This window comes from Variovorax sp. GW821-FHT09B01 (assembly GCF_059418345.1).
This window is the reverse complement of the sequence record NZ_JBWKPQ010000006.1, coordinates 204807-229483: the sequence shown is the minus strand read 5'-3', so window position 1 is coordinate 229483 and position 24677 is coordinate 204807. Positions and strand designations below refer to the sequence as shown.

The following is a 24677-nucleotide window of genomic DNA, read 5'->3' as shown; positions in this document are numbered from 1 at the left end:
GAGCATGAGCGTAACCACCGGAAGAAACGTGGTCGTCGTCGGTACCCAATGGGGCGACGAGGGCAAAGGCAAGCTGGTCGACTGGCTGACCGAGAGCGCCCAGGGCGTGGTCCGCTTCCAGGGCGGCCACAACGCGGGCCACACGCTCGTGATCAACGGCGTGAAGACCGCGCTGCACCTGATCCCCAGCGGCATCATGCGTCCCGGCGTGAAGTGCTACATCGGCAACGGCGTGGTGCTGTCGGCGGCCAAGCTGTTCGAGGAGATCGAAGGGCTCGAGAAGGCCGGCGTGGAAGTGCGTTCGCGCCTGCGCATCAGCGAGGCCTGCCCGCTGATCCTGCCGTTCCACTCGGCGCTGGACATCGCGCGCGAGGCCTACCGCGAAAAGGGCGGCGTCGAGAAGATCGGCACCACCGGCCGCGGCATCGGCCCGGCCTATGAAGACAAGATCGCGCGCCGTGCGCTGCGCGTGCAGGACCTCAAGCACCCCGAGCGCTTCGCGGCCAAGCTGCGCGTGCTGCTCGACCTGCACAACCACGTGCTGACCGAGGTGCTGGGCTCGACCGCGATCGACTTCGACACCGTGTTCGACGAAGCCATGCGCCACGCCGCGCTGCTCAAGCCGATGATGGCCGACGTCTCGCGCGAACTGAACGACGCCCACCGCGACGGCGCCAACCTGCTGTTCGAAGGCGCGCAGGGCACGCTGCTCGACGTCGACCACGGCACCTACCCCTACGTCACCTCGAGCAACTGCGTGGCCGGCAACGCCGCCGCCGGTTCGGGCGTGGGCCCGGGCATGCTGCACTACATCCTCGGCATCACCAAGGCCTACTGCACGCGCGTGGGCGGCGGTCCGTTCCCGACCGAACTCGACTGGGCCACGCCGGGCACCCCCGGCTATCACATGAGCACCGTGGGCGCCGAGAAGGGCGTGACCACGGGGCGCAGCCGCCGTTGCGGCTGGTTCGATGCCGCGCTGCTCAAGCGCTCGGCGCAGGTCAACGGCCTGTCGGGCCTGTGCATCACCAAGCTCGACGTGCTCGACGGCCTCGAGAAGCTCGAGCTGTGCACCGGCTACGAGCTCGATGGCGAGACCACCGACATCCTGCCGATGGGCGCCGACGAGATCGAGCGCTGCACCCCGATCTACGAAACCCTCGAAGGCTGGAGCGAAAGCACGGTCGGCGTGACGCAGTACGACAAGCTGCCGGTCAACGCGCGCCTGTACCTGCAGCGCATCGAGCAGGTCACCGGCGTGCCGATCCACATGGTGTCGACCAGCCCCGACCGCGATCACACGATCATGATGCGCCACCCCTATCTGGCCGACTGATTTCCCGGCTCGACGACAACCCCAAAAAAGAAGCCCCCTGCGCCCGCTGACCCGGGCGACATCCGCTATTCATCCAGGAGCCCATCCCCCATGTTGACCGAAGACGGCAAGCACCTCTACGTGAGCTACGACGAGTACCACAACCTGATCGAGAAGCTCGCGATCAAGGTGCACCAGTCGGGTTGGGAGTTCGACACCATCCTGTGCCTGGCCCGTGGCGGCATGCGCCCGGGCGACGTGCTGTCGCGCATCTTCGACAAGCCGCTGGCGATCATGTCGACCAGCTCCTACCGGGCCGATGCCGGCACCATCCAGGGCCACCTCGACATCGCGCGCTACATCACCACGCCCAAGGGCGAGATCGCCGGCAAGGTGCTGCTGGTCGACGACCTGGCCGACTCGGGCCACACGCTGCATGCGGTGATCAACATGCTGCGCAACAACTACGCGCCGATCACCGAGCTGCGCAGCGCGGTGCTGTGGACCAAGGCGCTCTCGACCTTCACGCCCGACTACTCGGTGGAGTTCCTGCAGACCAATCCGTGGATCCACCAGCCCTTCGAGGGCTACGACTCGTTGCGGCCCGAGAAGCTGATCGAGAAGTGGTCGGTCTGAGGCCTGCCTCTGATCTCGACCAGAGTTTGACGCCCCGGCTTGCCGGGGCGTTTTTCATGGCGCGGCCTCAGCAGGCGCCGCTGCCGTTCTCGAACATCGCCGTGTAGCGCCGCTGCATCTCCTCGGGCGACAGCTTCTCGATGCTGTGGCCCACGTTCCAGCGGTGGCCGAAGGGATCGCGGAACACGCCCGAGCGCTCGCCGTAGAAGCGGTCCTCGGTCGGCATCTCGAGCGTGGCGCCGGCCGCCACCGCGCGCGCGACCACCGCGTCGGCATCGTCCACGTGCAGGTGCAGGGTGACCGCGCTGCCGCCCAGCGTCTTCGCGCTCGGGATGCCGTACTCGGGGTACTCGTCCGAGATCATCAGGATCGCGCCGTTGTGGAAGTCGAGCTCGACGTGGCCGATGCGGCCGCTGGGCTCGACCAGCCGGAAGATCTCCTTGACCTGGAACACCTCGCAGTAGAAGTCGACCGCGGCCTTGGCATCGTGGACGCAGATGTAGGGGAAGAGCTCGTGGATCGCCATGGAGTGCCTCTCGTCGTGGTTCGTGGAAGAAATCGCGTGTCGGCGCCGATTCTGGAAGGCTTCAGCGCGGCCGTCTTGAACGAATTTGACCGGGGGCGGCGTTCGCGGGCGCCGCCACGTGGCGCGGCGACGTGGCGCCCGTGCGTCGCCAGGCCTGCGGCGCCATGCCCGCGAGCGCCGAGAACTCGCGGCTCAGGTGCGCCTGGTCGGCGTAGCCGGCCTCGAAGGCGATCTCGGCCCAGGGCCGCGCCGGATCGGCCGCCAGCGCCAGCGCGCGGTCGAAGCGCATCACGCGCGCGTACTCCTTCGGCGTGAGCCCGATGGCGCCGCGGAACAGCGCGATGAAGCGCCGGTGGCTGTAGCCGCTGTCGGCCACCAGCGCGCCGATGGCCAGGTTCTCGCCCGCGAGCGGCCCGAGCGCCGCCGCGATCGCCGGATGCAGCCCGCGCAGGCCGGCGCGCAGCGCGAGCGCCAGCCGCGCCGACAGCATCGCTTCGAACAAGGCGAGCTGCCGCGCCAGGTCGGCCTCGGCATGCAGCCGCTCGAGCGCATCCGCCGCCTCGCGCGCGCCCCAGAGCGCGTCGAGCGGCGTGTGCTGGCCCGACAACGCGTCCTCGGGCGCGCCCAGCAGCGCGCGCGCGGCGCCGGGCTGAAGCTGGGCGCCGACCGAGCGCGTGGCCACCGAGACGTCGCGCAGGTAGAAGCTGCTGCGCGCGCCGCCGACGATGGCATGGCCGTAGGTCCGGCCCTCGGTGTCGGCCGCGTGGCCGAACAGCTTGAGCGGCGGCCCCGAGAGCCGGAACACCAGGTGCATGCCGCCCGTGGGCAGCACGTGTTCGCGCGCGCCGGGGCGTTCGGCCCCGGCGCCCTCGGCGCCGGGCGCCCAGGCCCAGACCTGCCGCACGAAGGGCCGCAGGTGCGGCACGGGCTCGCGCGTCAGTTGCCGCATCTCAGGCCTGGGCATCCGCGTGCAGCGCGTAGACCGGGTCGGGCCAGCGCTCGGGCGCCATGCCGGCCAGCTGCGCCGCCAACTGCTCGACGAAGCGCATGTCGACATCGGGGGCCATGCTGGCCGGCCCGCGGCCGAAGGCCTCGCGCAGCCGGCGCACGGCATTGGCGGTGCCGCGCAGCACGCCCTCGGGCTGGCCGGACTGCTCGAAGACCAGCACGTTGGCCAGCAGGTGGAGGAACGAGGCCACCACGGTCGCCTCCGTGCGCTGCGTGCCGTCCAGCGCCGCCATCACCAGCTCGAGCCAGTCGACCACTTCCTGCGGAATGCCTTGGGCCGCCAGCGCGGCATAGGTGGTCGGCCAGGCGCTGGCCGGTGCCTTGCGCAGCCAGGCGCCGAGCGCGCGCGGCGTGCCCGCCGGGGCCATCGCCGCGGCCTCGGCCGCCGAGTTCGCCTGCATCTTCATGAGGTGCCGGGGCGCGCCGCCGGCGGCCGCCGCCACCGGCAGGCCGCGCGTGCGCATCAGCATCGGCGCCGACGCCGGTGCGGCGAGCATGGCGTCGAACTGCACGGAGCCGGCGCCGCCCCAGCCGGCCGGCAACATCTGCGCCACCTTGCGCAGCTCGGGCATGTCGGTCGCGCGCTCGCCCTCGGCGCGTTCGACCACGAGCAGGTAGTTGGTGAGGTCGGTCACGAGCTGGTAGGCCACGGCGATGCGGCGGGCTTCCGCCACGTCCTCCGTGCCGAGTCCGGCCACCCGCGCGTGCGCGGCGATCCGGCCGAGCGCGTCGATCGGTTCGGCCACGGCATTCACGCGCGCGCTGCCGATCGCTTCCTCGGCCGCGTCGCCCTCCGCGCGCACGCCGAGCAGCCGCACTTGGCCCACGGGCACCGCGTCGAACAGCGCGAACACGTTCACCGTGTCGGCGCCGAACACCGAGAGCGGCAGGGCGGACGTCCACCGCGGCTGCGCGTCGCCCGGCCATTCGACGCGCAGTGCATCGAGCCGCGGCGAACGCAGCCGCGCGAACATGCGCAACACGGCCGGCTCGACCGCCTCGCCGGGCGCGACGAAGTCGCAGGCCCCGCCCGTGGCCTCGGCCAGGCGCCGCAGGTGGCTCTCGGCCGGGCTGCTGCCGATACCGACCACGAACACGCGATGTCCCGAGGCGCGGGCCGATTCGACGGTCGCGTCGATGGCGCTGATCTCGCCGTCGGTGACCACCAGCACGTCGCTCGACGCGCCGGTGCCCAGCGCGAAGGTGGAGGCCAGCGCGCTTTCCATCTCGGTGCCGCCCAGGTCGGCCTGCAGCGCACCGATCCAGCGCTGCGCGGCCAGGCGCGTGACCTCGGTGAGCTGCCACAGGCCACGCGAACGGTGCTCGACCGTGGTGCCGAAGCGCGAGAGCGAGAAGCGGTCGCCCGCGCCCATCTGCGAAACGATCGATTGCAGCGCGCGCCGGGCGGCATCGATGCTGTCGCCGGCCATCGAGCCCGAGCAGTCGACGAGCAGCTGCACGTCGGTGGTGGCCGGGCCGCGCGCCGGAACGCGCGGGCAGAAGCTCGCGAGCGCGACCATGCCACCGGACGCGACGCCATCGGGCGCCGCCACGGCCATCGAGGCCTGCGCCAATTGGTCGACCACCAGCACGAAGTCGCGGTCGAGCGCGCCGCGGCGCGCCAGCGACACCTGCAGCAGCCCGCTCGCGGGCCGCATCGCCACGCCCACCGGATGGCTGGGCGAGGCCACGCGTGCTCGTGCCAGTTCGCCATGCAGGCGCAGTTCGATGTCGAAGGGGTAGGCCGCCACCGGGCTGTGCACGGGCGCCTGGTGCGGCTGCAGCCCGCCGTCGGCGACCGGGTCGCCGTAGCGCGGCGCGATCACCGTCGGGATCAGCAGGCGCAGGCCCTGCTGCTCGAAGGCCAGCGTCTGCGCGTAGCGCAGGGTGACGATGCAGGCCTCCTGCGCTGCGAGGTTGCCGAGGTTCAGCGTGTAGCTGCGGTCGTGGTTCTTCTCCAGCATGATGGCCGCGTGGCCCTCGGCCAGCGCGCCTTCGTAGGCCGCCTCGGCCTCGGCCTTCTCGACCACCGTGCCGCACAGACGCCGCTCGCCGAGCTTCACGTCGACGCCCAGCAGCACCGCGCCCCACGGCAGCGGAAAGCCGTAGACCACCTCGACGTTGGAGGCGCCCGGATTGCGGAAGCGCTGCTCGACCGTCATATCGAGCAGCACGCCGCGCAGGTCGCCGCTGGCCTTCACGCCTTCGAGCAGCATGCTGTCGCCGTTCGCGGTCGTCATGCGTGCGTGTTCCTGATAGCTCATGGGATTGCCCTTTCCTGTGTCGTCAGTTCTTCTTCGGAACGTCGGCGGCGGGGCCGTCGACGGGGGAGGGGGCGCAAGCCGCGGCGAAGGCCGCCATCACGCCCTGGATGAAACCGCGCACCTGCTCCGGCGACAGCCCGGCCCGGCCGGGTTCGATCACCACCTCGACGCCGTCGGCCACCGTCAGGTGGCTGCGCACCTCCACCGAGCCGGCCATCCGCGGGCGCGCCGGCACCGGCGCCTCCTGGCCCTGCAGCAGCTCGCGGATGCGCTCGAGCGAGACGCCGGCCGCCGTCCACTTCTTGATCAGCAGCAGCTGCTCGAGGTGGCGCGCGCCGTAGCGCGCCGCGCGGGTCTCGCCCTCGGGCCGGTCGACGATGCCGATCTGCACGTAGTAGCGCACCGTGCGCGGCGGCAGGTCGGCCAGCACGCACAGGTCCGCGAGCGCATAGGAGGCCGCCGGGGAGGGTGGGTTCGATTTCATACACTTGATTTAAACACGAGAACTGTTTTTATAAAAGCGCACAAAAACCCGGCCCGCGAGGGCGCGCTAGCATCCAGCGCATGAGCAAGCCTTCCACGACACTGATCCATCACCCCTACGTGCCGCCCGCCACCTTCGACGCGCCCCAGCCCGGCGTCTACAAGGCCTCGACGGTGTTCTTCGCCGACGTGGCCGCGATGCGCGCGCGCGACTGGAAGACCAAGGCCGGCTACACCTATGGCCTGCATGGCACGCCCACCACCTTCACGCTCGAGGAGCGCCTGGCCACCCTCGAGGGCGGCACCGAATGCCTGCTGGTGCCCAGCGGCCTGGCGGCGATCTCGCTCGTGGCCTTCGCCTTCCTCAAGACCGGCGACGAGGTGCTGATCCCCGACAACGCCTACGGCCCCAACAAGGCGCTGGCCACCGGCGAGCTCGCGAACTTCGGCATCGCGTACCGCCTGTACGACGCCATGAACCCCGAGGACCTCGCGGCGAAGATCTCGCCGCGCACGAAGCTGGTGTGGCTCGAGGCCGCGGGCTCGGTGACGATGGAGTTCCCGGACCTGCCCGCGCTCGCGGCCGCCTGCCGCGCGCGCGGCGTGCTCAGCGCGCTCGACAACACCTGGGGCGCGGGCCTGGCCTTCGCGCCCTTCGACTTCAACGGCAGCGGGCAGGGCGTCGACATCTCGGTGCATGCGCTCACCAAGTACCCGAGCGGCGGCGGCGACGTGCTCATGGGCAGCGTGGTCACGCGCGACGAGCGGCTGCATCGCGCGCTCAAGCTCACCCACATGCGCATCGGCTTCGGCGTCGGCGTGGGCGACGTCGAGACGCTGCTGCGCTCGCTGCCGAGCATCGGGCTGCGCTATGCGGCGCACGACCGCGCGGCGCGCGAGCTCGCGCGCTGGCTCACCGACCGCGACGAGGTCGCGCAGGTGCTGCATCCGGCGATCGAGAGCTCGCCCGGCCACCGCCACTGGCGCGCGCTGTGCGGCGAGGCCGACCTCGCGGCAGGCCTGTTCTCGATCGTCTTCGACGAGCGCTACGGTACCGAGCAGGTCGACCGCTTCTGCGACAGCCTGCAGCTGTTCCGCCTCGGCTACTCGTGGGGCGGGCCGATCAGCCTGGTGGTGCCCTACGACATCGGCCTGATGCGCGACGCCAGTGTGGCGCCCTGGCCCTACAAGGGCACGCTGGTGCGCTTCTCGATCGGCCTGGAGGACGTGGACGACCTGCGCGCGGACCTGCAGCAGGCACTCGCGCGCATGGCCTGACCGGCCTTCGCAGGAGGCGCTCCGGTTATCGCTTACAGTACCCCGACGCGCAGTCGTTCGACTGCTTCGCCTGAAGGAGAGATCAGTGGCAACACCGAATTACGGTTACGAGAAGCGGCAGAAAGAGCTGGCTCGCAAGAAGAAGAAGGAAGAAAAGCTCCGCGAAAAGGCGAACCGCAAGCTTTCCCCGAGCAGCGACGGCCTCGCGCCGGGCGATCCGGAAGACGACGTGGCCTCGCTCGAACGCGATCCGCCGACCGTTCCCGAACTGCCGACCAAGAACGGTTGAACGCTGCACCGTCCGGATTCTTTCCGTTCTGAATGACGAAGCCGCTGGGGGCCTGTCGGTCCCGCAGCGGCTTTTTGTTGGCGCGCGATCGGTGAAGGGCCCGGCCCTTCGGCCCTATTTGGCGGCGAGCAGCTTGCGCAGTTCGGGCCAGACGTTGTCGAGCAGTTGCGGCTGCGCCGCCGCGGTCGGATGGATGCGGTCGGCCTGGAACAGCGACATCGCATTCGGCGCGTCGGCCACGCCCTTGAGCAGGAAGGGCACCAGCGCGGACCTGGTGGTGGACGCCACCTTGGCGAACACCGCCTCGAAGCGCCGCGTGTAGTCGCCGCCGTAATTGGGCGGCACCTGGATGCCCACGATCAGCACCTTGGCGCCCGCGGCCTGCGCGGACTGCGTGATCTGCAGCAGGTTGGCCTCGGTGTCCGTGAGCGGCAGGCCGCGCAGCGCGTCGTTGGCGCCGAGCTCGAGCACCACGTGGCTGGGCTTGTGCTGCGCCAGCAGTGCTGCGAAGCGCGCGCGTCCGCCCGAGCTGGTGTCGCCGCTGATGCTGGCGTTGACCACGGTGGCGTCGACCTTCTGCTGCGCGAGGCGCTTCTCGAGCAGCGGCACCCAGCCTTCGCCGCGCTTGAGGCCGTACTCGGCGCTCAGCGAATCGCCGAGCACCAGGATCACCGGCTTGCGCGCGGCGGCGTTCTGCGCCATCGCCCCACGCCATGCCCCGGAACTGCCGAGCGCGGCAGTGGTCAAGATAAAGTCACGTCGATTCAAAACCAAAGCCTTTCCATGTCCCAACCCCCGTCCCCAGCGATTGTCACCGTCGAGCATGTGTTCAAGTCCGTCACCGACTCGACCGGTACCCTGGACATTCTGCAGGACATCGATTTCACCCTCGGGGCACGGGAAACCGCGGCCATCGTGGGTGCCTCGGGGTCGGGCAAGAGCACCTTGCTGTCGATCGTCGCCGGGCTCGACACGCCCACGCGCGGCACGGTGAAGCTGGCCGGCGACGACATCTTCGCCATCGACGAGGACGACCGGGCCGCCTTGCGCGCGCAGCGCGTGGGCTTCGTGTTCCAGAGCTTCCAGCTGCTGGGCAACCTCAGCGCCCTCGAGAACGTGATGCTGCCGCTGGAACTGGCCAACCGCAAGGATGCCCGCAAGGCCGCGACCGAAATGCTGGGCCGCGTCGGCCTGGGCCAGCGGCTCAACCACTATCCCAAGGTGCTGTCGGGCGGCGAGCAGCAGCGCGTGGCGCTGGCGCGGGCCTTCGTGGTGCAGCCCGCCTTGCTGCTGGCCGACGAACCCACGGGCAGCCTCGACTTCGCCACCGGCGAGCAGGTGATGCGGCTGATGTTCGACCTCAACCGCGAGCTCGGCACCACGCTCGTGCTGGTGACCCACGACCGCGGCATCGCGGCCCAGTGCGAGCGCCGCATCATGATCGAGGCCGGCCGCGTGATCCTCAACGAGAAGAACGCCGACGCGCCAGCCTGAAGGCTTCGGGTACAACCGGGCCTGCAGGAGGAGATTCAAGATGCAGGACGAGCTACCCCCCGATGCCCGACTCGCGCTGCAGCGCGGCAACCTGATCGAGGCCATCAAGATCGTGCGCGACCGCACCGGCCTGGGTCTCAAGGAGTCCAAGGAACTGGTCGAGCGGCATGCCAATGCGGTGGAGGGCGAACCCGCGCCGCAGACCGACGAATGGAACCGGCTGCTGAGCGGCGGCGCGCAGGGCCTGCCGGCCGAGGCGATCGCGGCGCTGGCGCAGGGCCGCAAGGTCGAGGCGGTGAAGATCGTGCGCGAGGCCACCGGCCTCGGCTTGGCCGAATCGCTGAAGCGGGTCGACGAGCACATGCATGGCGAGCGCGGCCAGTCCGCGCCGCACGGCGCCTTTGATCCGATGGCCGAGCCCGGCCGCGTGCCTTCGGGCGGCGGCGTCAAGTGGCTGGCGATCGTGCTGGTGGTCGCCGTGGCGGCCGCGGTGTTCTTCTTCGTCAGCGCCTGAGCCCGATGATCGTTCCGCAGTTCTGGGCCGAAGGCCGCCTCCAGCAACGCATCGACGGCCGCCAGATCACGGTGCGCCGCTTCGGCTGGTCCGACGACAGCCCGGTGGCCGCGCAGGCCCATGCCGACCAGCGCACGCGCGAGGCCTTCGAGCGCATCGCCGGCGGCGAGAAGCTCGAGCGCCGCGAGCGCAAGGTGGCCTACAACGGCGCCGACGGCATGCCGATCCGCGAGGAGATCGTCGAGCGCCACGGCGAGGACATCGTCACGCGCAACGGCTATGGCGCGCGCTGCCTCAACACGCCCGACGTGCTGTTCGTCGACGTGGACTTCGAGGACGCGCAACGCGGCAATGCGCGCGGGCTCACCGTCATCGGCGCGGCGCTTATCGGCGCGCTGGTCGCGGGCTATGCCACCAAGTCGTGGCCGCTGGCCGTGGTGGCTGCCGTGCTGGTGGCGGGCTTCGGCTTCTGGCGCGTGCGCGCCGAGGGGCTGCGCCTGGCCGAACCCCAGGGCGATCCGCTCGCGGCCGTGCGCGCGCGCATCGAGCGCTTCATCCACCAGCACCCCGACTGGCACCTGCGGCTGTACCGCACCCCCGCGGGCCTGCGCGCGCTCGCCATGCACGACGTGTTCGCGCCTTCCGATGCCGCGGTCGCCGACGTGTTCCAGGCGCTGGGCGCCGACAAGGTCTATGCGCGCATGTGCCGCAACCAGAACTGCTTTCGCGCGCGCGTCAGCGCCAAGCCCTGGCGCATCGGCATCGGCGATCCGCTGCGGCCGCGCCCTGGCGTCTGGCCGGTGGCGCCCGAGCGGCTCGCGCAGCGCGAGGCCTGGGTGGCGCGCTACGAGCAGATGGCCGACCGCTTCGCGGCCTGCGAGTACCTCGAGAGCGTGGGCGACGCGCAGCGCGTGCATCCGCGCGCGCTCGCGGTGCAGACGCTGCACGACGAACTGGCGCAGGCGCGCGGCGGCCTGCCGCTGGCCTGAATCCGGGCGAGGGCGGCCTCCCTCGATAATCGCCGCATGTCTTCTCCCAAAGTGATCTTCGGCTTCCATGCCGTGGGCGTGCGCATCAAGACCGCCCCCAAGTCCGTGCTCGAGGTGCTGTTCGACGCCAGCCGGCGCGATGCGCGCATGAAACAGTTCATGGCGCGGGCCCAGGATGCCGGCGTTCGGCTGGTCGAGGCCGACGGCGCGCGGCTCGCCAAGCTCAGCGGCAGCCACGGCCACCAGGGCGTGGTGGCGCGCGTGGAGCCTGCCGCTCAGATCCATTCGCTCGACGAACTGCTCGAGGGCCTGGAGGAGGCCGGCACCGTGCCGCTGCTGCTGGTGCTCGACGGCGTGACCGATCCGCACAACCTCGGCGCCTGCCTGCGCGTGGCCGACGGTGCCGGTGCCCATGCGGTGATCGCGCCCAAGGACCATGCGGCCGGCATCAATGCCACCGTGGCCAAGGTGGCCAGCGGCGCGGCCGAGACGGTGCCCTATTTCATGGTGACCAACCTCGCGCGCACGCTCAACGAGCTCAAGGAGCGCAGCATCTGGTGCGTGGGCACCAGCGACGACGCGCCCGGCACCATCTACCAGAGCGACTTCAAGCGCCCGCTGGCGCTGGTGCTCGGTGCCGAAGGCGAGGGCATGCGCCAGCTCACGCGCAAGACCTGCGACGAACTGGTCAGCATCCCGATGGCGGGCGCGGTCGAGAGCCTCAACGTCTCGGTCGCCAGCGGCGTGTGCCTCTACGAGGCGATGCGCCAGCGCGGCGCCTGAGCGCCGCGCCGCGGCCTCACTGCGACGGATCCTTGCCGCGCGTGCGGCCCACGGCGCTGAAGATGCCGATGCCCAGCAGGATCAGCGAGCCGATGCCGATATAGAGCGTGGGCACGCCGGCCACCGAGGCGCCCCAGATCAGGCCGGCCATGAAGATCAGAAAACCGATCATGTAGAGCGCGAACGACATGCGTGTTCCTCCGAAGCTGTGATGTCTCGCAGTATCTGGAGCATGCTCGTCGCCCGCACCGGCCGGTGCCGCCTGCGGCTGTGGGAGCGGGCCTACCGCGGACGCAGGTCCTGGTCGGCCACCAGCAGGTAGCGGCAGCCGCCATCGCCCAGCGCCTGGAACACCAGTGCCCGGTCGACCCCGAAATCCAGGCAGTCGCCGCTCGCGAGCCGGAAGCGCTCCTCGCCATAGTCAACCTGCAACTCGCCCTCGAGCAGCCACAGGCATTGCCGGTACGGCCTGCCGCTCCAGCGCGGATAGGCGACCTGCGCCGCGCGCGGCAGTTCGACCTCGACCAGCTCGATGCCGCCAGCCGTACCGCGCTCGAGCACCTGCCGCCGCAGGTAACCCGCGCCAGGATCGCGCCACATCGCCTGCGCGGCGCGGGGGCGCAGGCGCTGCGTGCCCCGGCCTTCGTCGTCCTGCGTCAGCAACTGCGCCAGCGGCACGCCCAGCCCCGCGGCCAGCCGCCCCAGCAGCACGGCCGTGGGGCTGCTCTGCGCGCGCTCGACCTTGGAGATCATGGCCTTGCTCACGCCCGAGCGCTCGGCCAGTTCCGCGAGGCTCAGGCCCTGCGCCTGCCGCAGCGCCGAGAGCCGCCTGGCGATCAGCGCGTCGATGGGCTCGCCGGTCTCCAGCGCCGGGGGGGATGCCTCGTTTCTCATAAGAGACTATTATTCTCCTATAGTGAACAACCGCGCAATGCTGCAAAGGAGCCCCATGCGCCTGATCCCCTGCACCGAGGAAGCCCACGCCGGCACCATCCTCGCGATCCTCAACGACGCCATCGTCACCTCGACCGCGCTCTACGACTACAAGCCGCGCACGCCCGAGCAGATGGCCGGCTGGTTCGCCACCAAGCGCGCCAACGGCTTCCCGGTGATCGGCGCGGTGGACGATGACGGCCGCCTCATGGGCTTCGCGAGCTACGGCACGTTCCGCGCCTTCCCGGCCTACAAGTACACGGTCGAGCACTCGGTGTACGTCGATGCCGCCGACCGCGGGAAGGGCCTGGGCCGCACGCTGCTCGAGGCGATCGTGGCCGAGGCGCAGGCGCGCGAGGTGCACGTGCTGGTCGGCGCCATCGACGCCCAGAACGCCGGCAGCATCGCGCTGCACGAGCGCCTGGGCTTCGAGCACGCGGGCACGGTGCGGCAGGCAGGCTTCAAGTTCGGCCGCTGGCTCGACGTGGCCTTCTACCAGCGCATCCTGGCCACGCCCGCCGAGCCGGTCGACGGCTGATCGTCAGTTCACGGCCCAGAAGCGCATCACCACCTGGGCCGGCCGGCGCACGCCGGCGCCGAGGAACAGCCGTTCGGCGATCCAGGCCAGCGCGGGCGAGGCGGTCTCGAAATGCGGCGTGCAGCGGAAATACACCTGCGCCGGATCGACCGGCTCGCCGCGCAGCAGCCGCGCCATGGTCTCGCGCGAGGCGCTGCGGATCGCATGGTTCTGCACGTAGACGAGGTCGCCCGCATCGGTCTCGAGGCCATAGCGCGCATCGAGCACCGAGAGGGTCTCGCCCACGATCAGCTGGAAGTCGCTGCCGCCCGGCAGCACGCGCGCGGTCCAGCCATGGCCCTGCGCCTGGCCGCCGGTGATCGGCACCACGCGGCGCAGGCCGCCCGGCCCCTGGCCCAGCACCTGGGGTTCGCCGACCTCCACGCGCAGGTCGGCGAAGTGCTCGAGCGAGGGCGCCGCGATGTCGTCGAAGTCGCTCACGACCCGGTCCTCAGGCCGCCTTGCCTTCTTCCTCGCTCGCGCGGTCGAGCATCGCGATCGTGCCCGCGTCGAGCTTGAGCTGGGTGGCGGTCACCAGTTCGTCGAGCTGGGCGATCGAGGTCGCGCTCGCGATCGGTGCGGTCACCGAGGGGCGAGCGATCTGCCAGGCGATCGCGACCTGGCCCGGCTTCGCGTTGTACTGCTGGGCCACCTTGTCGAGCGCCTCGAGGATGCGCAGCCCGCGCGGGTTGAGGTACTTCTTGGTGGTGCTCGCGCCGCGCGCGCTCTTGGCCGCATCGGCCTCGGTGCGGTACTTGCCGGTGAGGAAGCCGGCGGCCAGCGCGTAGAAGTTGATCACGCCGACCTCGCGCTTCAGGCACAGGGGCTCGAGGTCGTCCTCGAACACGGCGCGGTCGTAGAGGTTGTACAGCGGCTGCAGGCTCTCGTAGCGCGCGATGCCCAGGCGCTCGGAGACGTCGAGCGCCTCGGCCAGCCGTGGCGCGGTGAAGTTCGAGGCGCCGATGGCTCGCACCTTGCCGGCCTTCACGAGGTCGTCGAAGGCGACCAGCGTGTCCTCGAGCGGCGTGTTGGCGTCGTCGTCGTGCGACTGGTAGAGGTCGATGTAGTCGGTCTGCAGGCGCTTGAGCGAAGCCTCGACCGCCTCGCGGATGTAGGCCGGCGAGAGCCCGACCTTGCCTTCGCCCATCGACTTGCCGAGCTTGGTGGCCAGCACCACGCGGCTGCGCTTGCCGCTCTGCTTGAGCCACTTGCCGATGATGGTCTCGGACTCGCCGCCGCTGTGGCCCGGCACCCAGTACGAGTAGACGTCGGCGGTGTCGACGAAGTTGAAGCCGGCGTCGAGCCAGGCGTCGAGCAGCTTGAACGAGGCGGCCTCGTCGACGGTCCAGCCGAACACGTTGCCGCCGAAGGCGAGCGGGGACACCTGGAGGCCGGAGCGGCCGAGGGGGCGAAGTTGCGACATGGGAAAGCTCCTGAGGAAGGAAGAAGAGGGAGGAGGAAGGGGGCGAAGGTCAGACGAAACCGATGGCGCCGAGCGCCGCGCCGGCGCCCAGCAGCCACAGCAGATGGATGCGCGTGCGCCAGACGATGAGCGCGGCCACGCCGGTCAGGAGCCACAGGTGCCAGGCCGGTGCGTTGCCCACGTGGTTGCCGGCGGCCAGCACCCAGCCGGTGGCGATCAGCAGGCCCACCACCACGGGCGCCATGCCCTGCTTGAAGGCGCGCACGCCGCGGCGGCTGCGGTTGCGGTGGCCCCAGCGGGTGGCGAAGTAGGTGAGGGTGGTGCTCGGCAGCATGATGCCGACCATGGTCACGGCCAGCCCGAACAGGCCGAGCAGCCAGGCCGAGGGCCCGGCGCCGATGCCGCCGCCCGCGTTGAGGCCGACGTTCCAGCCCATCAGCCCGACGAACAGCACGTTGGGCCCGGGCGCGGCCTGCGCGATGGCGACCGAGGAGGTGAACTGCGCATCGGTGAGCCAGCCATGCTGCGCCACCAGGTAGCGGTGCATGTCGGGCACGGTGGTGATGGCGCCGCTGATCGAGAGCATCGACAGCAGCATGTATTGGCCGAACAGGGCGAGCCAGTCGTGCCAGTGCATGACGATGGTCATTGAAGTAGCTCCGTGCTTCGCACTGCGGTGCGAGCTTGCTTGGGGCGGCCCGGCGCGGCGCTCATGGCGCGATCCTCTTCCAGGTCCAGCCGCAGGCCACGCCGCCGAGCACCAGCAGCACCCAGCCCAGCGGGATGCGCGCCCAGGCGATGGCGCCGAACACCAGCGCCACGAACGCCAGGCAGGTGGCGAAGCCCAGCGGATGCTTGCGCAGCTGCGGGATCAGCTTGATGCCGGTGGCCGCGATCAGTCCGCCCGACACCGCGCCCATGCCGCGCAGCGCGCCCGCGACCTGCGGGTTGCCCGCGTAGTGCGCGTAGAGAACCGCGAGCGCGAGGATCACGAACAGCGGCACCGTGAGCATGCCGGCCACCGCGGCGAGCGCGCCGCGCAGGCCGAAGTAGCGGTCGCCGATCATCAGCGCGAGGTTGATCACGTTGGGCCCCGGCATCACCTGGGCCACGGCCCAGTCCTCGAGGAACTGCTCGGGCGTGAGCCACTTCTTCTTCTCGACCATCTCGCGCTGCACGATCGCCAGCACGCCACCGAAGCCCTGCAGCGCCAAGAAGGTGAAGGACACGAAGAGGTCGCGCGGCGACTGCGGGTGCGAGGGCGCGGACGGCGCCGCCGCGCCGGAGGCTGGGGGAGACGGTTGCATGTTTGAGCGATTATCGTAGGCAGACGGCAAGATGCCGGGTGCCGCTCCGACAGGACGGTGCCGCCACCGACAGGAGACTTTCCGCCATGTATTTGCGACCCCTCTTCGACCTCTGCCGCCGCGCCGTCGCCTCCTGGTCGAACGACTACGCCCCGAGCATGGGCGCCGCGCTCGCCTACTACACCGTGTTCTCGATCGCGCCGCTGCTGCTGATCGTGATCGCCGTCGCCGGGCTGGTGTTCGGGCAGGAGGCCGCGCGCGGCGAGATCCTCGCGCAGCTCTCGGGCCTGATGGGCGAGCAGGGCGCGGCCGCGGTGCAGAGCATGCTGCAGGCGGTCAACAAGCCGCGCGAGGGCATCGTCGCCACCCTGATCGGCATCGCGCTGCTGGTGGTCGGCGCCACCACCGTGTTCGGCGAGCTGCAGGACGCGCTCGACCGCATCTGGCGCGCCCCCGCGCGTGCCAAGAGCAGCGGCATCTTCAACCTGCTGCGCGTGCGCCTGCTGTCCTTCAGCATGGTGATGGGCATCGGCTTCCTGCTGATGGTGTCGCTGGTGGCGAGCGCCGCGCTGGCCGCGCTCGGCAAGTGGTGGTCGCCGATGTTCGGCGCCTGGGAGACGCTGGCCCAGTGGGTCAACTTCGGCTTCAGCTTCGGCATGGTCACCGTGATCTTCGCGATGATCTACAAGATCATGCCGCGCGCGAAGGTGCAGTGGCGCGACGTGTGGGTAGGTGCGGCGGTGACGGCCCTGCTGTTCACCATCGGCAAGCACCTGATCGGCCTGTACATCGGAAAGAGCAGCGTGGCCTCGGGCTACGGCGCCGCGGGCTCGCTGGTGGTGGTGCTGGTGTGGGTCTACTACTCGGCGCAGATCTTCCTGCTGGGCGCCGAGTTCACCTGGGTCTATGCGCGCAGCTACGGCTCGCTCAAGCACTCCGACGTCGGCATCGGCGCCGGCAAGGACGATCACGTGCCGGCGCGCACGCGCTCGGGCGGCGATCTCTGAACGCGCTCAGCCCTTGAAGCCGCCCTCGGCGAGAAACTGAAGTTCCTCGGGCGTGCTCGTGCGGCCCAGCATCCGGTTGCGGTGCGGAAAGCGGCCGAAGCGCGCCACGATGTCCCGGTGCAGCACCGCGAAGCGCTGGGTGTTGGCATCGAGCGCGCTGCAGTGCACGACCGAGCGCTCCTGCTCGGCCAACACTTCGGAATGCATGAAGGGCATGTAGAAGAAAGGCCGCAGCACCTCCTCGAGCTGGCGGTCGAAGCCGGCGTCGACCGCATGGTGCGCGACGGCCAGCGCCTTGCCGTCGGTGGCCAGCATGTGGGCGTTGTCGCGCCAGGTGTTGCGCGGCAGCTGGTCGAGCAGCACCAGCAGCGCGAGCGTGCCTTCGGCATCGTTCATCCAGGCGTCGAGTTCGCTGCGCGCCGCGGCATGGTGGGCTTCGACGAAGCGGCTGGCGAACTCGGCATCGAAGGCCTCGTTCTTGGCGAACCAGCGCTTGGGGCCGGCCTCGCGCCAGAACTGCACCACATCGTGGGCCGAGGGCAGGGTGGAGGACGGGGTGGAAGACGAAGAAGATTCGGGAGCGGAAATCATCGCGGCATTGTCTTCTTTCAATCGGCTTTCAATGCCAAGGCTGGCGCCGCGTGCACGGCGAATTCGGGGTGGTGGCCGACAAGGGATTGCGAATGCCCTGCCTATGCTGGTTTGCATCCATTCACGATCAGGAGACTTCCCATGAACCGATACGGCACCCTCTTGCGCGCCGCCCTCGTCGCCGGCGCGGCCAGTGCGGCACTGGCCGGCTGCGGCATGATGTCCAAGGCCAATGTCGCGAGCTTCAGCGGCACCATGAACGCGGCCAGCGAGGTGCCACCGAACATGACGCGCGGCAGCGGCATGGCCGAGGCCTGGCTCAACCGCGACACCAACGTCCTCAAGTACAAGATCACCTACACCGGTCTCAGCGGCCCGGCCACCGCGGCCCACTTCCATGGCCCGGCACCGGCCGGCGCCAATGCCGGCGTGGTGTTGCCGTTCTCGAACGCGGCCAGCCCGATCGAGGGCGAGGCCACGCTCACGCCGGCGCAGGCCGCCGACCTCAGCGCGGGCAAGTGGTACGCCAACGTCCACACGGCCGCGAATCCGGGCGGCGAGATCCGCGGGCAATTGCTGCCGAAGATGTGAAACAGGTCCGCTGAACGCGGCTTCGAGTGCCCCCTGGTCAGTCGGGGGTCACGGGGCTGATGTCAAATGGCCGCATGACGACGTCCCCGAAGAAGCCCCGTTCCTCCTCTGTCCCGACTCCCTCCCGTTCCCCATCTCCCCCCGCCCGCCGCAAGAGCCAGGCCGCTTCCGCGGCGCGCAGGCTCGAAGCCTTCGCGGCGCGGCGCGAGGACATGCGCTCCGCGCGCAAGGCGCTGGTGCTGCAGGGCGGTGGCGCGCTCGGCGCCTACCAGGCCGGGGTCTACGCGGCGCTCAGCGAGACCGAGCTGCAGCCGCACTGGATCGCGGGCGTGTCGATCGGCGCGATCAATGCCGCGTTGATCGCGGGCAATGCGCCCGAGCACCGCGTCGACCGGCTGCGCGAGTTCTGGCATCTCGTGTCCTCGGGCCCCTCGCAGCGCCTGCCGTCATGGTTCGGCGACCGCAGCACGCAGAACCAGTGGAGCGCGACCATGGCCTCGCTGGTGGGCATTCCCGGCTTCTTCGAGCCGCGCTATTCGCCGGCCCTGCTGCTCGGCGGCGCAGCACCGCTCCTGAGCTACTACGACACCTCGCCGCTGAAGGCCACGCTCGAGCGCCTGGTCGACTTCGACCGCATCAACCACTGCGAGGCGCGCTTTAGCGTGGGCGCGGTCAACGTGCGCACCGGCAACTCGGTGTACTTCGACAACACGCGCCAGCGCATCGGCCCCGAGCACATCATGGCCAGCGGCGCGCTGCCGCCGGGCTTCGCGCCGGTGCACATCGACGGCGACGACTACTGGGATGGCGGCATCGTCTCGAACACGCCGCTGCAGTACGTGCTCGACCTGCATCCGCGCAGCGAGCCGCTGGTGGTGCTGCAGGTCGACCTGTTCAATGCGCGCGGCGAGATGCCGCACACGCTGTCGGGCGTGATGGAGCGGCAGAAGGACATCACCTATTCGAGCCGCACCCGCATGAACACCGATGCGCTCGCGGCCAACATGAACCTGCAGCAGGCGATCGCCGACCTGATCGAGAAGCTGCCGCCGCACCTGCGCCGCGATCCCGCGGTCGAGGCGGTGCAGGCCGAGCTCACGCACCACCCGATCGACATCTTCCACCTGATCTACCGCGACAAGCCCTACGAGCTCGAGTCGAAGGATTACGAGTTCTCGCGCGCGGCGGTCGAGGAGCACTGGGAGTCGGGCGCGCGCGACATGCGCCGCGTGCTCGCGCATCCCGAGACCTTGCGCAGCGACGCCGCGGTCAACGGCGTCACCACCTTCGACCTCGGCGAGGGCGGCAGCGGTCGCGTGAAGCGGCCCGGTCTGTCACGCTGACGAGAAGAATCGCCCTCACGATTCAGCCCCGGCTAAGAAACCGGCACGAGACTGGTTGCCGGATTCAAGATGCTTCAAAGGAGGAATGTCGTGAACATTGAAGACGTGCGGCGCCAGGCTTTCGCCATGCCGCTGACCAGCCCCGCTTTTCCGCCCGGACCGTACCGCTTCATGCGGCGCGAGTTCATGGTGATCACCTACCGCACCGACCTCGACGCCTTGCGTGCCGTGGTGCCCGAGCCGCTCGAGGTGGTCGAGCCGCTCGTCAAGTACGAGTTCATCCGCATGCCCGACTCCACCGGCTTCGGCGACTACACCGAGTCGGGCCAGGTCATCCCGGTGCAGCTGCGCACCGCGCGCGGCCTCGAGCAGGGCGCCTACGTGCATGCGATGTACCTCAACGACCATCCGCCGATCGCGGGCGGGCGCGAGCTCTGGGGCTTTCCGAAGAAGCTGGCCTCGCCGCAGTTCGACTACGAGACCGACACCATCGTCGGCACCCTCGACTACGGCAAGCTGCGCGTGGCCAAGGCCACCATGGGCTTCAAGCACCGCGCGCTCGAGCCCGGCCCGATCCTTGCAGGCATCGCGCAGCCCAACTTCCTGCTCAAGATCATTCCGCACGTGGATGGCACGCCGCGCATCTGCGAGCTGGTGCGCTACCACATGGTCGACGTCACGCTGCACGGCGCCTGGACCGGCCCGGCCTCGCTCGAGCTGCATCCGCATGCGCTCGCGCCGGTGGCCGAACTGCCGGTGCGCAAGGTCGAATCGGCCGTGCACTACATCGCCGACATGACGCTCGCGCTCGGCACGGTCGAGCTCGACTACCTCGCTGCTTCCTCTTCTTCGTCTTCTTCGCAACCCTAACCCAAGGAACCACCATGCAACTCAAGGACAAGGTCGCCTACATCACCGGCTCGGCCAGCGGCATCGGCAAGGAGATCGCGATCCTCTTCGCGCAGGAAGGCGCGAAGATCGTCATCGCCGACCTCAACAAGGACGCCGCCGACGCCACCGCGGCCGAGCTCAAGGCCACGGGCGCGCAGGCCATCGGCGTGGCGGTCGACGTGACCAACGAGGCACAGGTCGACGCCTCGGTCGAGGAGGCCGCCAAGGCCTTCGGCGGCATCGACATCCTGGTGAGCAATGCCGGCATCCAGATCGTGCATCCGGTCGAGGAGTTCAGCTTCGCCGACTGGAAGAAGATGCTCGCGATCCACCTCGACGGCGCCTTCCTCACGACCAAGGCCTGCCTCAAGCACATGTATGCGCAGGGCCGCGGCGGCAGCGTGATCTACATGGGCTCGGTGCACTCGAAGGAAGCCTCGCTGCTCAAGGCCCCCTACGTGACGGCCAAGCACGGCCTGATCGGCCTCGCGAAGACGGTGGCCAAGGAAGGCGCCAAGCACGGCGTGCGCGCCAACGTGATCTGCCCGGGCTTCGTGCGCACGCCGCTGGTCGAGAAGCAGATCCCCGAGCAGGCCAAGACCCTGGGCATCAGCGAGCAGGAAGTCATCAAGAACGTGATGCTCAAGGAAACGGTGGATGGCGAATTCACCACCACCGACGACGTGGCGCGCGTGGCGCTGCTGTTCGCGGCCTTCCCGACCAATGCGCTCACCGGCCAGTCGCTGGTGGTGAGCCATGGCTGGTACATGCAGTAATCGCAGCCGCCTGCAGCGGCGCTAGAGCTTCAGCGACCAGGTCTCGCCGACCAGTTGCTGGCCGAAGCCCTCGTAGGCTTCGGTCTTCTCGAGTTCGAAGCCGCGCTTGGCGTAGATCGCACGCGCGGCCGTGAGGCAGCTGTTGGTCCACAGCACCATCTTGCGATAGCCCTTGGCGCGCGCGAAGGCGATGCACTCGTCGGTGAGCCGGCTGCCCAGGCCCAGGCCGCGCGCGGCGGGCGTGAGCAGCAGCAGCCGAAGCTGCGCGGTGGTGGCCGACTTGCGCACCACGAAGATCGCGCCCACGCGCTCACCGTCGAGCTCGGCAATCCAGCCCTTTTCCCATTCGGGCTGGAACTTGCGGAGGTACTGCGCCACGATCTCCGCGACCAGCGCCTCGAACTCGCTGTTCCAGCCGTATTCGCGCGCATAGAGCTCGCCGTGCTGCTGCACCACCCAGCCCATGTCGCCGGGCTTGGGATCGCGCAGCACCACGGTGCGCGTGGGTGCGCGCGGTGCCGCGGGGTCGAGCAGGCGCTCGATCCGTCCCATGGCCTCGACCACCTGTTCGCGTTCGCGTGGCGGCAGCGGCGCGAGCAGGGCGGCGGCTTCCTCGCGCGACTTCTGCTGCAGCGGCGCGAAGGCGGCATGGCCGGCCTCGGTCAGGGTCAGCAGGCTTTGCCGCGCATCGCGCGGGCTCGGCGAACGCACGATCCAGCCCTCGGTCTCGAAGCGCTTGAGGATGCGGCTCAGGTAGCCGCCGTCCAGGCCCAGTTCGCGCGCGAGATCGGTCGCGACCAGCGCGTCGCGGTGCGCGAGTTCGTAGAGCACGCGCACTTCGGTCAGCGGCAGCGCGCCGCCGAGGTAGGGCTCGAGCACGCCGGCCTGGCGCGTGAAGAAACGGTTGAAACGGCGAACCGCCTTGACGGCTTCGACAGGAACAGCGGAAACGGCAGGGGATTCGGTGGTCGGCATGGCGCGACTATCCGTCAATTGATTGACAAAAGCAAGTAATTTAATGACTCAGGCTTTCAATGCCGGCAGGGCGAAGCGGTGCCCTCCCTGGGCCGATGCCCCTAATCCCGAAGCCGCGCCACCGCTTTCACGGGACAGAAAGGGTGGAAAACCCTAAAATCGCGGGTTACCCATCGCAGCCGCATCTCTCGTTTCCGTTCGAGGCCGCCTGCCGCACCACCCCCATTTGATGAACGCCCCCGTCGACGTCTCCTTTTTCGCGCGCGCCGCCAAGCCGCTGACCAGCTACCGCAAGTACTGGGCAGCCCGCTTCGGCACGGCGAAGTTCCTGCCGACCTCGCGCCAGGAGATGGAGGCGCTCGGCTGGGACAGCTGCGACATCGTGATCGTCACGGGCGATGCCTACGTCGACCATCCGAGCTTCGGCATGGCGGTGATCGGCCGCATGCTCGAGGCGCAGGGCTTCCGCGTGGGCATCATCGCCCAGCCCGACTGGCAGAGCGCCGAGCCCTTCAAGGCGCTCGGCAAGCCGAACCTGTTCTTCGGTGTGACCGCCGGCAACATGGATTCGATGATCAACCGCTACACCGCGGACCGCAAGATCCGCAGCGACGACGCCTACACGCCCGGCGACGTCGGCGGTTCGCGGCCCGACCGCGCGGCCATCGTCTATTCGCAGCGCTGCAAGGAAGCCTGGAACGACGTGCCGATCGTGCTCGGCGGCATCGAAGGCAGCCTGCGCCGCATCGCCCACTACGACTACTGGCAGGACAAGGTCCGCCGTTCGATCGTGGTCGATTCCAAGTGCGACCTGCTGCTGTACGGCAACGCCGAGCGCGCCATCGTCGAGATCGCGCACCGCCTCGCCGCGCGCGAGCCGGTGCACCAGATCGACGACGTGCGCGGCACCGCCTACGTGCGCCGCGAAACGCCCGAGGGCTGGTTCGAGATCGACTCCACCAGCGTGGACGAGCCGGGCCGCGTCGAGGCGCACGTCAATCCCTACCTGATGGTCTCGGACCAGGCCAAGGCCAACGGCGCGAGCTGCGCGCGCGAGGACGAGGCCGAGGCGGTCGCCAAGGCGGCCGAGGTCGCCGGTTCGCCGGCCGCCGCGGCAGCCGCCGCCGCGGTGGTCAACCCCGCCATCAAGCCGCTGCAGTTCGTACCCAACCCCGCGCTGCAGGGCCGTGGCAAGACCAAGGTGCCGCCGCGCGACCGCTCGGTGATCCGCCTGCCCTCGTACGAGCAGGTGCGTGCCGACCCGGTGCTCTACGCGCACGCCAACCGCGTGCTGCACCTCGAGACCAACCCCGGCAATGCGCGCGCGCTGGTGCAGGCGCATGGCGAGGGCACGACCGCGCGCGACGTCTGGATCAACCCGCCGCCGATCCCGCTGACCACGGCCGAGATGGACCACGTGTTCGACCTGCCGTATGCGCGCAGCCCGCATCCGCGCTATGCCGACGAGAACGGCAGCCACGACGGCGCGACCAAGATCCCGGCCTGGGAGATGATCCGCTTCAGCGTGAACATCATGCGCGGCTGCTTCGGCGGCTGCACCTTCTGCTCGATCACTGAGCACGAGGGCCGGATCATCCAGAGCCGCTCGGAAGACTCGATCATCAAGGAGGTCGAGGCCATCCGCGACAGCGTGAAGGGCTTCACCGGCACCATCTCCGACCTCGGCGGCCCCACGGCCAACATGTACCGCATCGGCTGCAAGTCGCCCGAGATCGAGGCCGCCTGCCGCAAGCCCAGCTGCGTGTACCCGGGCATCTGCCAGAACCTCAACACCAACCACGATCCGCTGATCAAGATCTACCGCCGCGCGCGCGCGCTGCGCGGCATCAAGAAGATCCTGATCGGCTCGGGCCTGCGCTACGACCTCGCCGTGCAGTCGCCCGAGTACGTGAAGGAACTGGTGCAGCACCACGTGGGCGGCTATCTGAAGATCGCGCCCGAGCACACCGAGCAGGGCCCGCTCAGCAAGATGATGAAGCCCGGCATCGGCAGCTACGACAAGTTCAAGCAGATGTTCGAGAAGTACTCGGCCGAGGCGGGCAAGAAGCAGTACCTGATCCCGTACTTCATCGCCGCGCATCCGGGCACCAGCGACGAGGACATGATGAACCTCGCGATCTGGCTCAAGAAGAACGGCTTCCGTGCCGACCAGGTGCAGACCTTCTACCCGAGCCCGATGGCCACGGCCACGACCATGTACCACAGCAACCGCAACCCGCTGCGCAAGATCACGCGCGAGAGCGAGACGGTGGACATCGTGCGCGGTGAGAAGCGGCGCCGGCTGCACAAGGCCTTCCTGCGCTACCACGATGCCAACAACTGGCCGCTGCTGCGCGAGGCGCTCAAGGCCATGGGCCGCGCCGACCTGATCGGCAACGGCAAGCACCACCTGATCCCGACCTGGCAGCCGCTGACCGACGGCGGCTACACCAGCGCGCGCCGCAAGAACTCGACCAGCGCGCCCGCAACGAAGACCGCCAAGGCCGCGCCCTCGGTGAAGCTGCCGATGGTCAAGCCCTCGAAGGGCCGCATCCTCACGCAGCACACCGGGCTGCCGCCGCGCGACACCGGCTCGGGCCGCCCCTCGGCCAAGCCCGCCGGCGGCAAGCCCTCGGCGCGCAAGGTGCGCTGAAGCGGCGGGCGATCCGGCTCCGGCGATCGCC

General features: G+C 69.7%; 28 protein-coding genes. 15 read left to right on the top strand and 13 right to left on the bottom strand.

From position 1 onward, the window contains the following. The first annotated feature begins 4 nt into the window (after positions 1–4). Positions 5–1336, top strand: a complete 1332-nt coding sequence (locus AC07RV_RS20100) for an adenylosuccinate synthase (RefSeq protein ID WP_093342602.1) — start codon at positions 5–7, stop codon at positions 1334–1336. A gap of 90 nt (positions 1337–1426) precedes the next feature. Then, a complete protein-coding gene (locus tag AC07RV_RS20095; protein WP_057594725.1) occupies positions 1427–1951 on the top strand; it encodes a phosphoribosyltransferase in 525 nt (174 codons plus the stop codon). A 67-nt stretch (positions 1952–2018) separates the two neighbouring features. On the opposite strand, the gene AC07RV_RS20090 is transcribed toward AC07RV_RS20095, so the two are convergent. From AC07RV_RS20090 to AC07RV_RS20075, 4 genes are all read right to left on the bottom strand, one after another. After that, positions 2019–2477, bottom strand: coding sequence for a VOC family protein (locus AC07RV_RS20090; protein ID WP_093342601.1), 459 nt, complete (start codon positions 2475–2477; stop codon positions 2019–2021). 61 nt (positions 2478–2538) lie between these two features. Continuing rightward, on the bottom strand, positions 2539–3426 hold the full coding sequence (locus AC07RV_RS20085) for a helix-turn-helix domain-containing protein (protein WP_296789055.1): 888 nt from the start codon (positions 3424–3426) through the stop codon (positions 2539–2541). A gap of 1 nt (position 3427) precedes the next feature. Continuing rightward, complete coding sequence (locus AC07RV_RS20080) at positions 3428–5725, bottom strand: VIT domain-containing protein (RefSeq protein WP_296789057.1); 2298 nt, start codon at positions 5723–5725, stop codon at positions 3428–3430. Positions 5726–5771: 46 nt separating this feature from the next. After that, the gene (locus tag AC07RV_RS20075) at positions 5772–6233 is read right to left on the bottom strand and encodes a MerR family transcriptional regulator (protein WP_296789059.1); all 462 of its coding nucleotides are present in this window, start codon (positions 6231–6233) and stop codon (positions 5772–5774) included. An 80-nt stretch (positions 6234–6313) separates the two neighbouring features. Between AC07RV_RS20075 and AC07RV_RS20070 the strand changes: the two genes are divergently transcribed. Together AC07RV_RS20070 and AC07RV_RS20065 are read left to right on the top strand one after the other, a co-directional pair. Then, positions 6314–7510 carry a PLP-dependent transferase gene (locus AC07RV_RS20070; protein WP_296789061.1) on the top strand — a complete coding sequence of 399 codons (1197 nt, stop codon included), beginning with the start codon at positions 6314–6316 and terminating at the stop codon, positions 7508–7510. Positions 7511–7595: 85 nt separating this feature from the next. Continuing rightward, on the top strand, positions 7596–7799 hold the full coding sequence (locus AC07RV_RS20065; RefSeq protein WP_057594731.1) for a hypothetical protein: 204 nt from the start codon (positions 7596–7598) through the stop codon (positions 7797–7799). 114 nt (positions 7800–7913) lie between these two features. Here AC07RV_RS20065 and AC07RV_RS20060 read toward each other — a convergent pair whose 3' ends face one another. Then, positions 7914–8501 carry an arylesterase gene (locus tag AC07RV_RS20060; RefSeq protein WP_296789063.1) on the bottom strand — a complete coding sequence of 196 codons (588 nt, stop codon included), beginning with the start codon at positions 8499–8501 and terminating at the stop codon, positions 7914–7916. Between the two features lie 81 nt (positions 8502–8582). Between AC07RV_RS20060 and AC07RV_RS20055 the strand changes: the two genes are divergently transcribed. The 4 genes from AC07RV_RS20055 to rlmB are packed head-to-tail and all read left to right on the top strand — an operon-like array spanning position 8583 to position 11579. After that, positions 8583–9293, top strand: a complete 711-nt coding sequence (locus AC07RV_RS20055) for an ABC transporter ATP-binding protein (RefSeq protein ID WP_093342593.1) — start codon at positions 8583–8585, stop codon at positions 9291–9293. A gap of 40 nt (positions 9294–9333) precedes the next feature. After that, positions 9334–9807 (top strand): ribosomal protein L7/L12, encoded by a 474-nt coding sequence (locus AC07RV_RS20050; protein WP_296789065.1) that lies wholly within the window; start codon positions 9334–9336, stop codon positions 9805–9807. 5 nt (positions 9808–9812) lie between these two features. Further along, positions 9813–10796 (top strand): hypothetical protein, encoded by a 984-nt coding sequence (locus tag AC07RV_RS20045; RefSeq protein WP_296789067.1) that lies wholly within the window; start codon positions 9813–9815, stop codon positions 10794–10796. A 36-nt stretch (positions 10797–10832) separates the two neighbouring features. Continuing rightward, positions 10833–11579, top strand: a complete 747-nt coding sequence (gene rlmB, locus AC07RV_RS20040; RefSeq protein WP_093342589.1) for a 23S rRNA (guanosine(2251)-2'-O)-methyltransferase RlmB — start codon at positions 10833–10835, stop codon at positions 11577–11579. Between the two features lie 16 nt (positions 11580–11595). On the opposite strand, the gene AC07RV_RS20035 is transcribed toward rlmB, so the two are convergent. Next, positions 11596–11769 carry a hypothetical protein gene (locus AC07RV_RS20035; RefSeq protein WP_057594737.1) on the bottom strand — a complete coding sequence of 58 codons (174 nt, stop codon included), beginning with the start codon at positions 11767–11769 and terminating at the stop codon, positions 11596–11598. 92 nt (positions 11770–11861) lie between these two features. Beyond that, on the bottom strand, positions 11862–12473 hold the full coding sequence (locus AC07RV_RS20030) for a helix-turn-helix domain-containing protein (protein WP_296789069.1): 612 nt from the start codon (positions 12471–12473) through the stop codon (positions 11862–11864). A 55-nt stretch (positions 12474–12528) separates the two neighbouring features. On the opposite strand from AC07RV_RS20030, the gene AC07RV_RS20025 reads away from it, so the two are divergent. Beyond that, the gene (locus AC07RV_RS20025) at positions 12529–13050 is read left to right on the top strand and encodes a GNAT family N-acetyltransferase (protein WP_093342586.1); all 522 of its coding nucleotides are present in this window, start codon (positions 12529–12531) and stop codon (positions 13048–13050) included. A gap of 3 nt (positions 13051–13053) precedes the next feature. Here AC07RV_RS20025 and AC07RV_RS20020 read toward each other — a convergent pair whose 3' ends face one another. The 4 genes from AC07RV_RS20020 to AC07RV_RS20005 all read right to left on the bottom strand — a co-directional run bounded on the left by AC07RV_RS20020 (position 13054) and on the right by AC07RV_RS20005 (position 15819). Beyond that, complete coding sequence (locus AC07RV_RS20020) at positions 13054–13530, bottom strand: DUF3237 domain-containing protein (RefSeq protein WP_296789071.1); 477 nt, start codon at positions 13528–13530, stop codon at positions 13054–13056. Positions 13531–13540: 10 nt separating this feature from the next. Continuing rightward, the gene (locus AC07RV_RS20015; protein WP_296789073.1) at positions 13541–14512 is read right to left on the bottom strand and encodes an aldo/keto reductase; all 972 of its coding nucleotides are present in this window, start codon (positions 14510–14512) and stop codon (positions 13541–13543) included. A 49-nt stretch (positions 14513–14561) separates the two neighbouring features. After that, on the bottom strand, positions 14562–15161 hold the full coding sequence (locus tag AC07RV_RS20010) for a chromate transporter (RefSeq protein ID WP_208508103.1): 600 nt from the start codon (positions 15159–15161) through the stop codon (positions 14562–14564). 61 nt (positions 15162–15222) lie between these two features. Continuing rightward, the gene (locus tag AC07RV_RS20005; RefSeq protein WP_093342580.1) at positions 15223–15819 is read right to left on the bottom strand and encodes a chromate transporter; all 597 of its coding nucleotides are present in this window, start codon (positions 15817–15819) and stop codon (positions 15223–15225) included. Positions 15820–15905: 86 nt separating this feature from the next. On the opposite strand from AC07RV_RS20005, the gene AC07RV_RS20000 reads away from it, so the two are divergent. After that, positions 15906–16826 (top strand): YihY/virulence factor BrkB family protein, encoded by a 921-nt coding sequence (locus tag AC07RV_RS20000; RefSeq protein ID WP_256222480.1) that lies wholly within the window; start codon positions 15906–15908, stop codon positions 16824–16826. 6 nt (positions 16827–16832) lie between these two features. On the opposite strand, the gene AC07RV_RS19995 is transcribed toward AC07RV_RS20000, so the two are convergent. Beyond that, positions 16833–17417 (bottom strand): DUF924 family protein, encoded by a 585-nt coding sequence (locus AC07RV_RS19995; RefSeq protein ID WP_296789077.1) that lies wholly within the window; start codon positions 17415–17417, stop codon positions 16833–16835. Positions 17418–17558: 141 nt separating this feature from the next. On the opposite strand from AC07RV_RS19995, the gene AC07RV_RS19990 reads away from it, so the two are divergent. The 4 genes from AC07RV_RS19990 to AC07RV_RS19975 all read left to right on the top strand — a co-directional run bounded on the left by AC07RV_RS19990 (position 17559) and on the right by AC07RV_RS19975 (position 21018). Beyond that, positions 17559–18008: a CHRD domain-containing protein gene (locus AC07RV_RS19990; protein ID WP_093342577.1), complete on the top strand. Its 450-nt coding sequence runs from the start codon at positions 17559–17561 to the stop codon at positions 18006–18008. A gap of 212 nt (positions 18009–18220) precedes the next feature. Further along, the gene (locus AC07RV_RS19985) at positions 18221–19351 is read left to right on the top strand and encodes a patatin-like phospholipase family protein (protein ID WP_177239304.1); all 1131 of its coding nucleotides are present in this window, start codon (positions 18221–18223) and stop codon (positions 19349–19351) included. 90 nt (positions 19352–19441) lie between these two features. Then, the gene (locus AC07RV_RS19980) at positions 19442–20221 is read left to right on the top strand and encodes an acetoacetate decarboxylase (RefSeq protein ID WP_093342574.1); all 780 of its coding nucleotides are present in this window, start codon (positions 19442–19444) and stop codon (positions 20219–20221) included. Positions 20222–20235: 14 nt separating this feature from the next. Beyond that, positions 20236–21018, top strand: a complete 783-nt coding sequence (locus AC07RV_RS19975) for a 3-hydroxybutyrate dehydrogenase (RefSeq protein WP_093342572.1) — start codon at positions 20236–20238, stop codon at positions 21016–21018. Positions 21019–21039: 21 nt separating this feature from the next. Here AC07RV_RS19975 and AC07RV_RS19970 read toward each other — a convergent pair whose 3' ends face one another. After that, a complete protein-coding gene (locus AC07RV_RS19970) occupies positions 21040–21993 on the bottom strand; it encodes a bifunctional helix-turn-helix transcriptional regulator/GNAT family N-acetyltransferase (RefSeq protein ID WP_296789081.1) in 954 nt (317 codons plus the stop codon). A gap of 229 nt (positions 21994–22222) precedes the next feature. Here AC07RV_RS19970 and AC07RV_RS19965 point away from each other — a divergent pair, with 229 nt between their 5' ends. Next, positions 22223–24646, top strand: coding sequence for a YgiQ family radical SAM protein (locus AC07RV_RS19965; RefSeq protein WP_296789083.1), 2424 nt, complete (start codon positions 22223–22225; stop codon positions 24644–24646). Positions 24647–24677 lie beyond the last annotated feature (31 nt).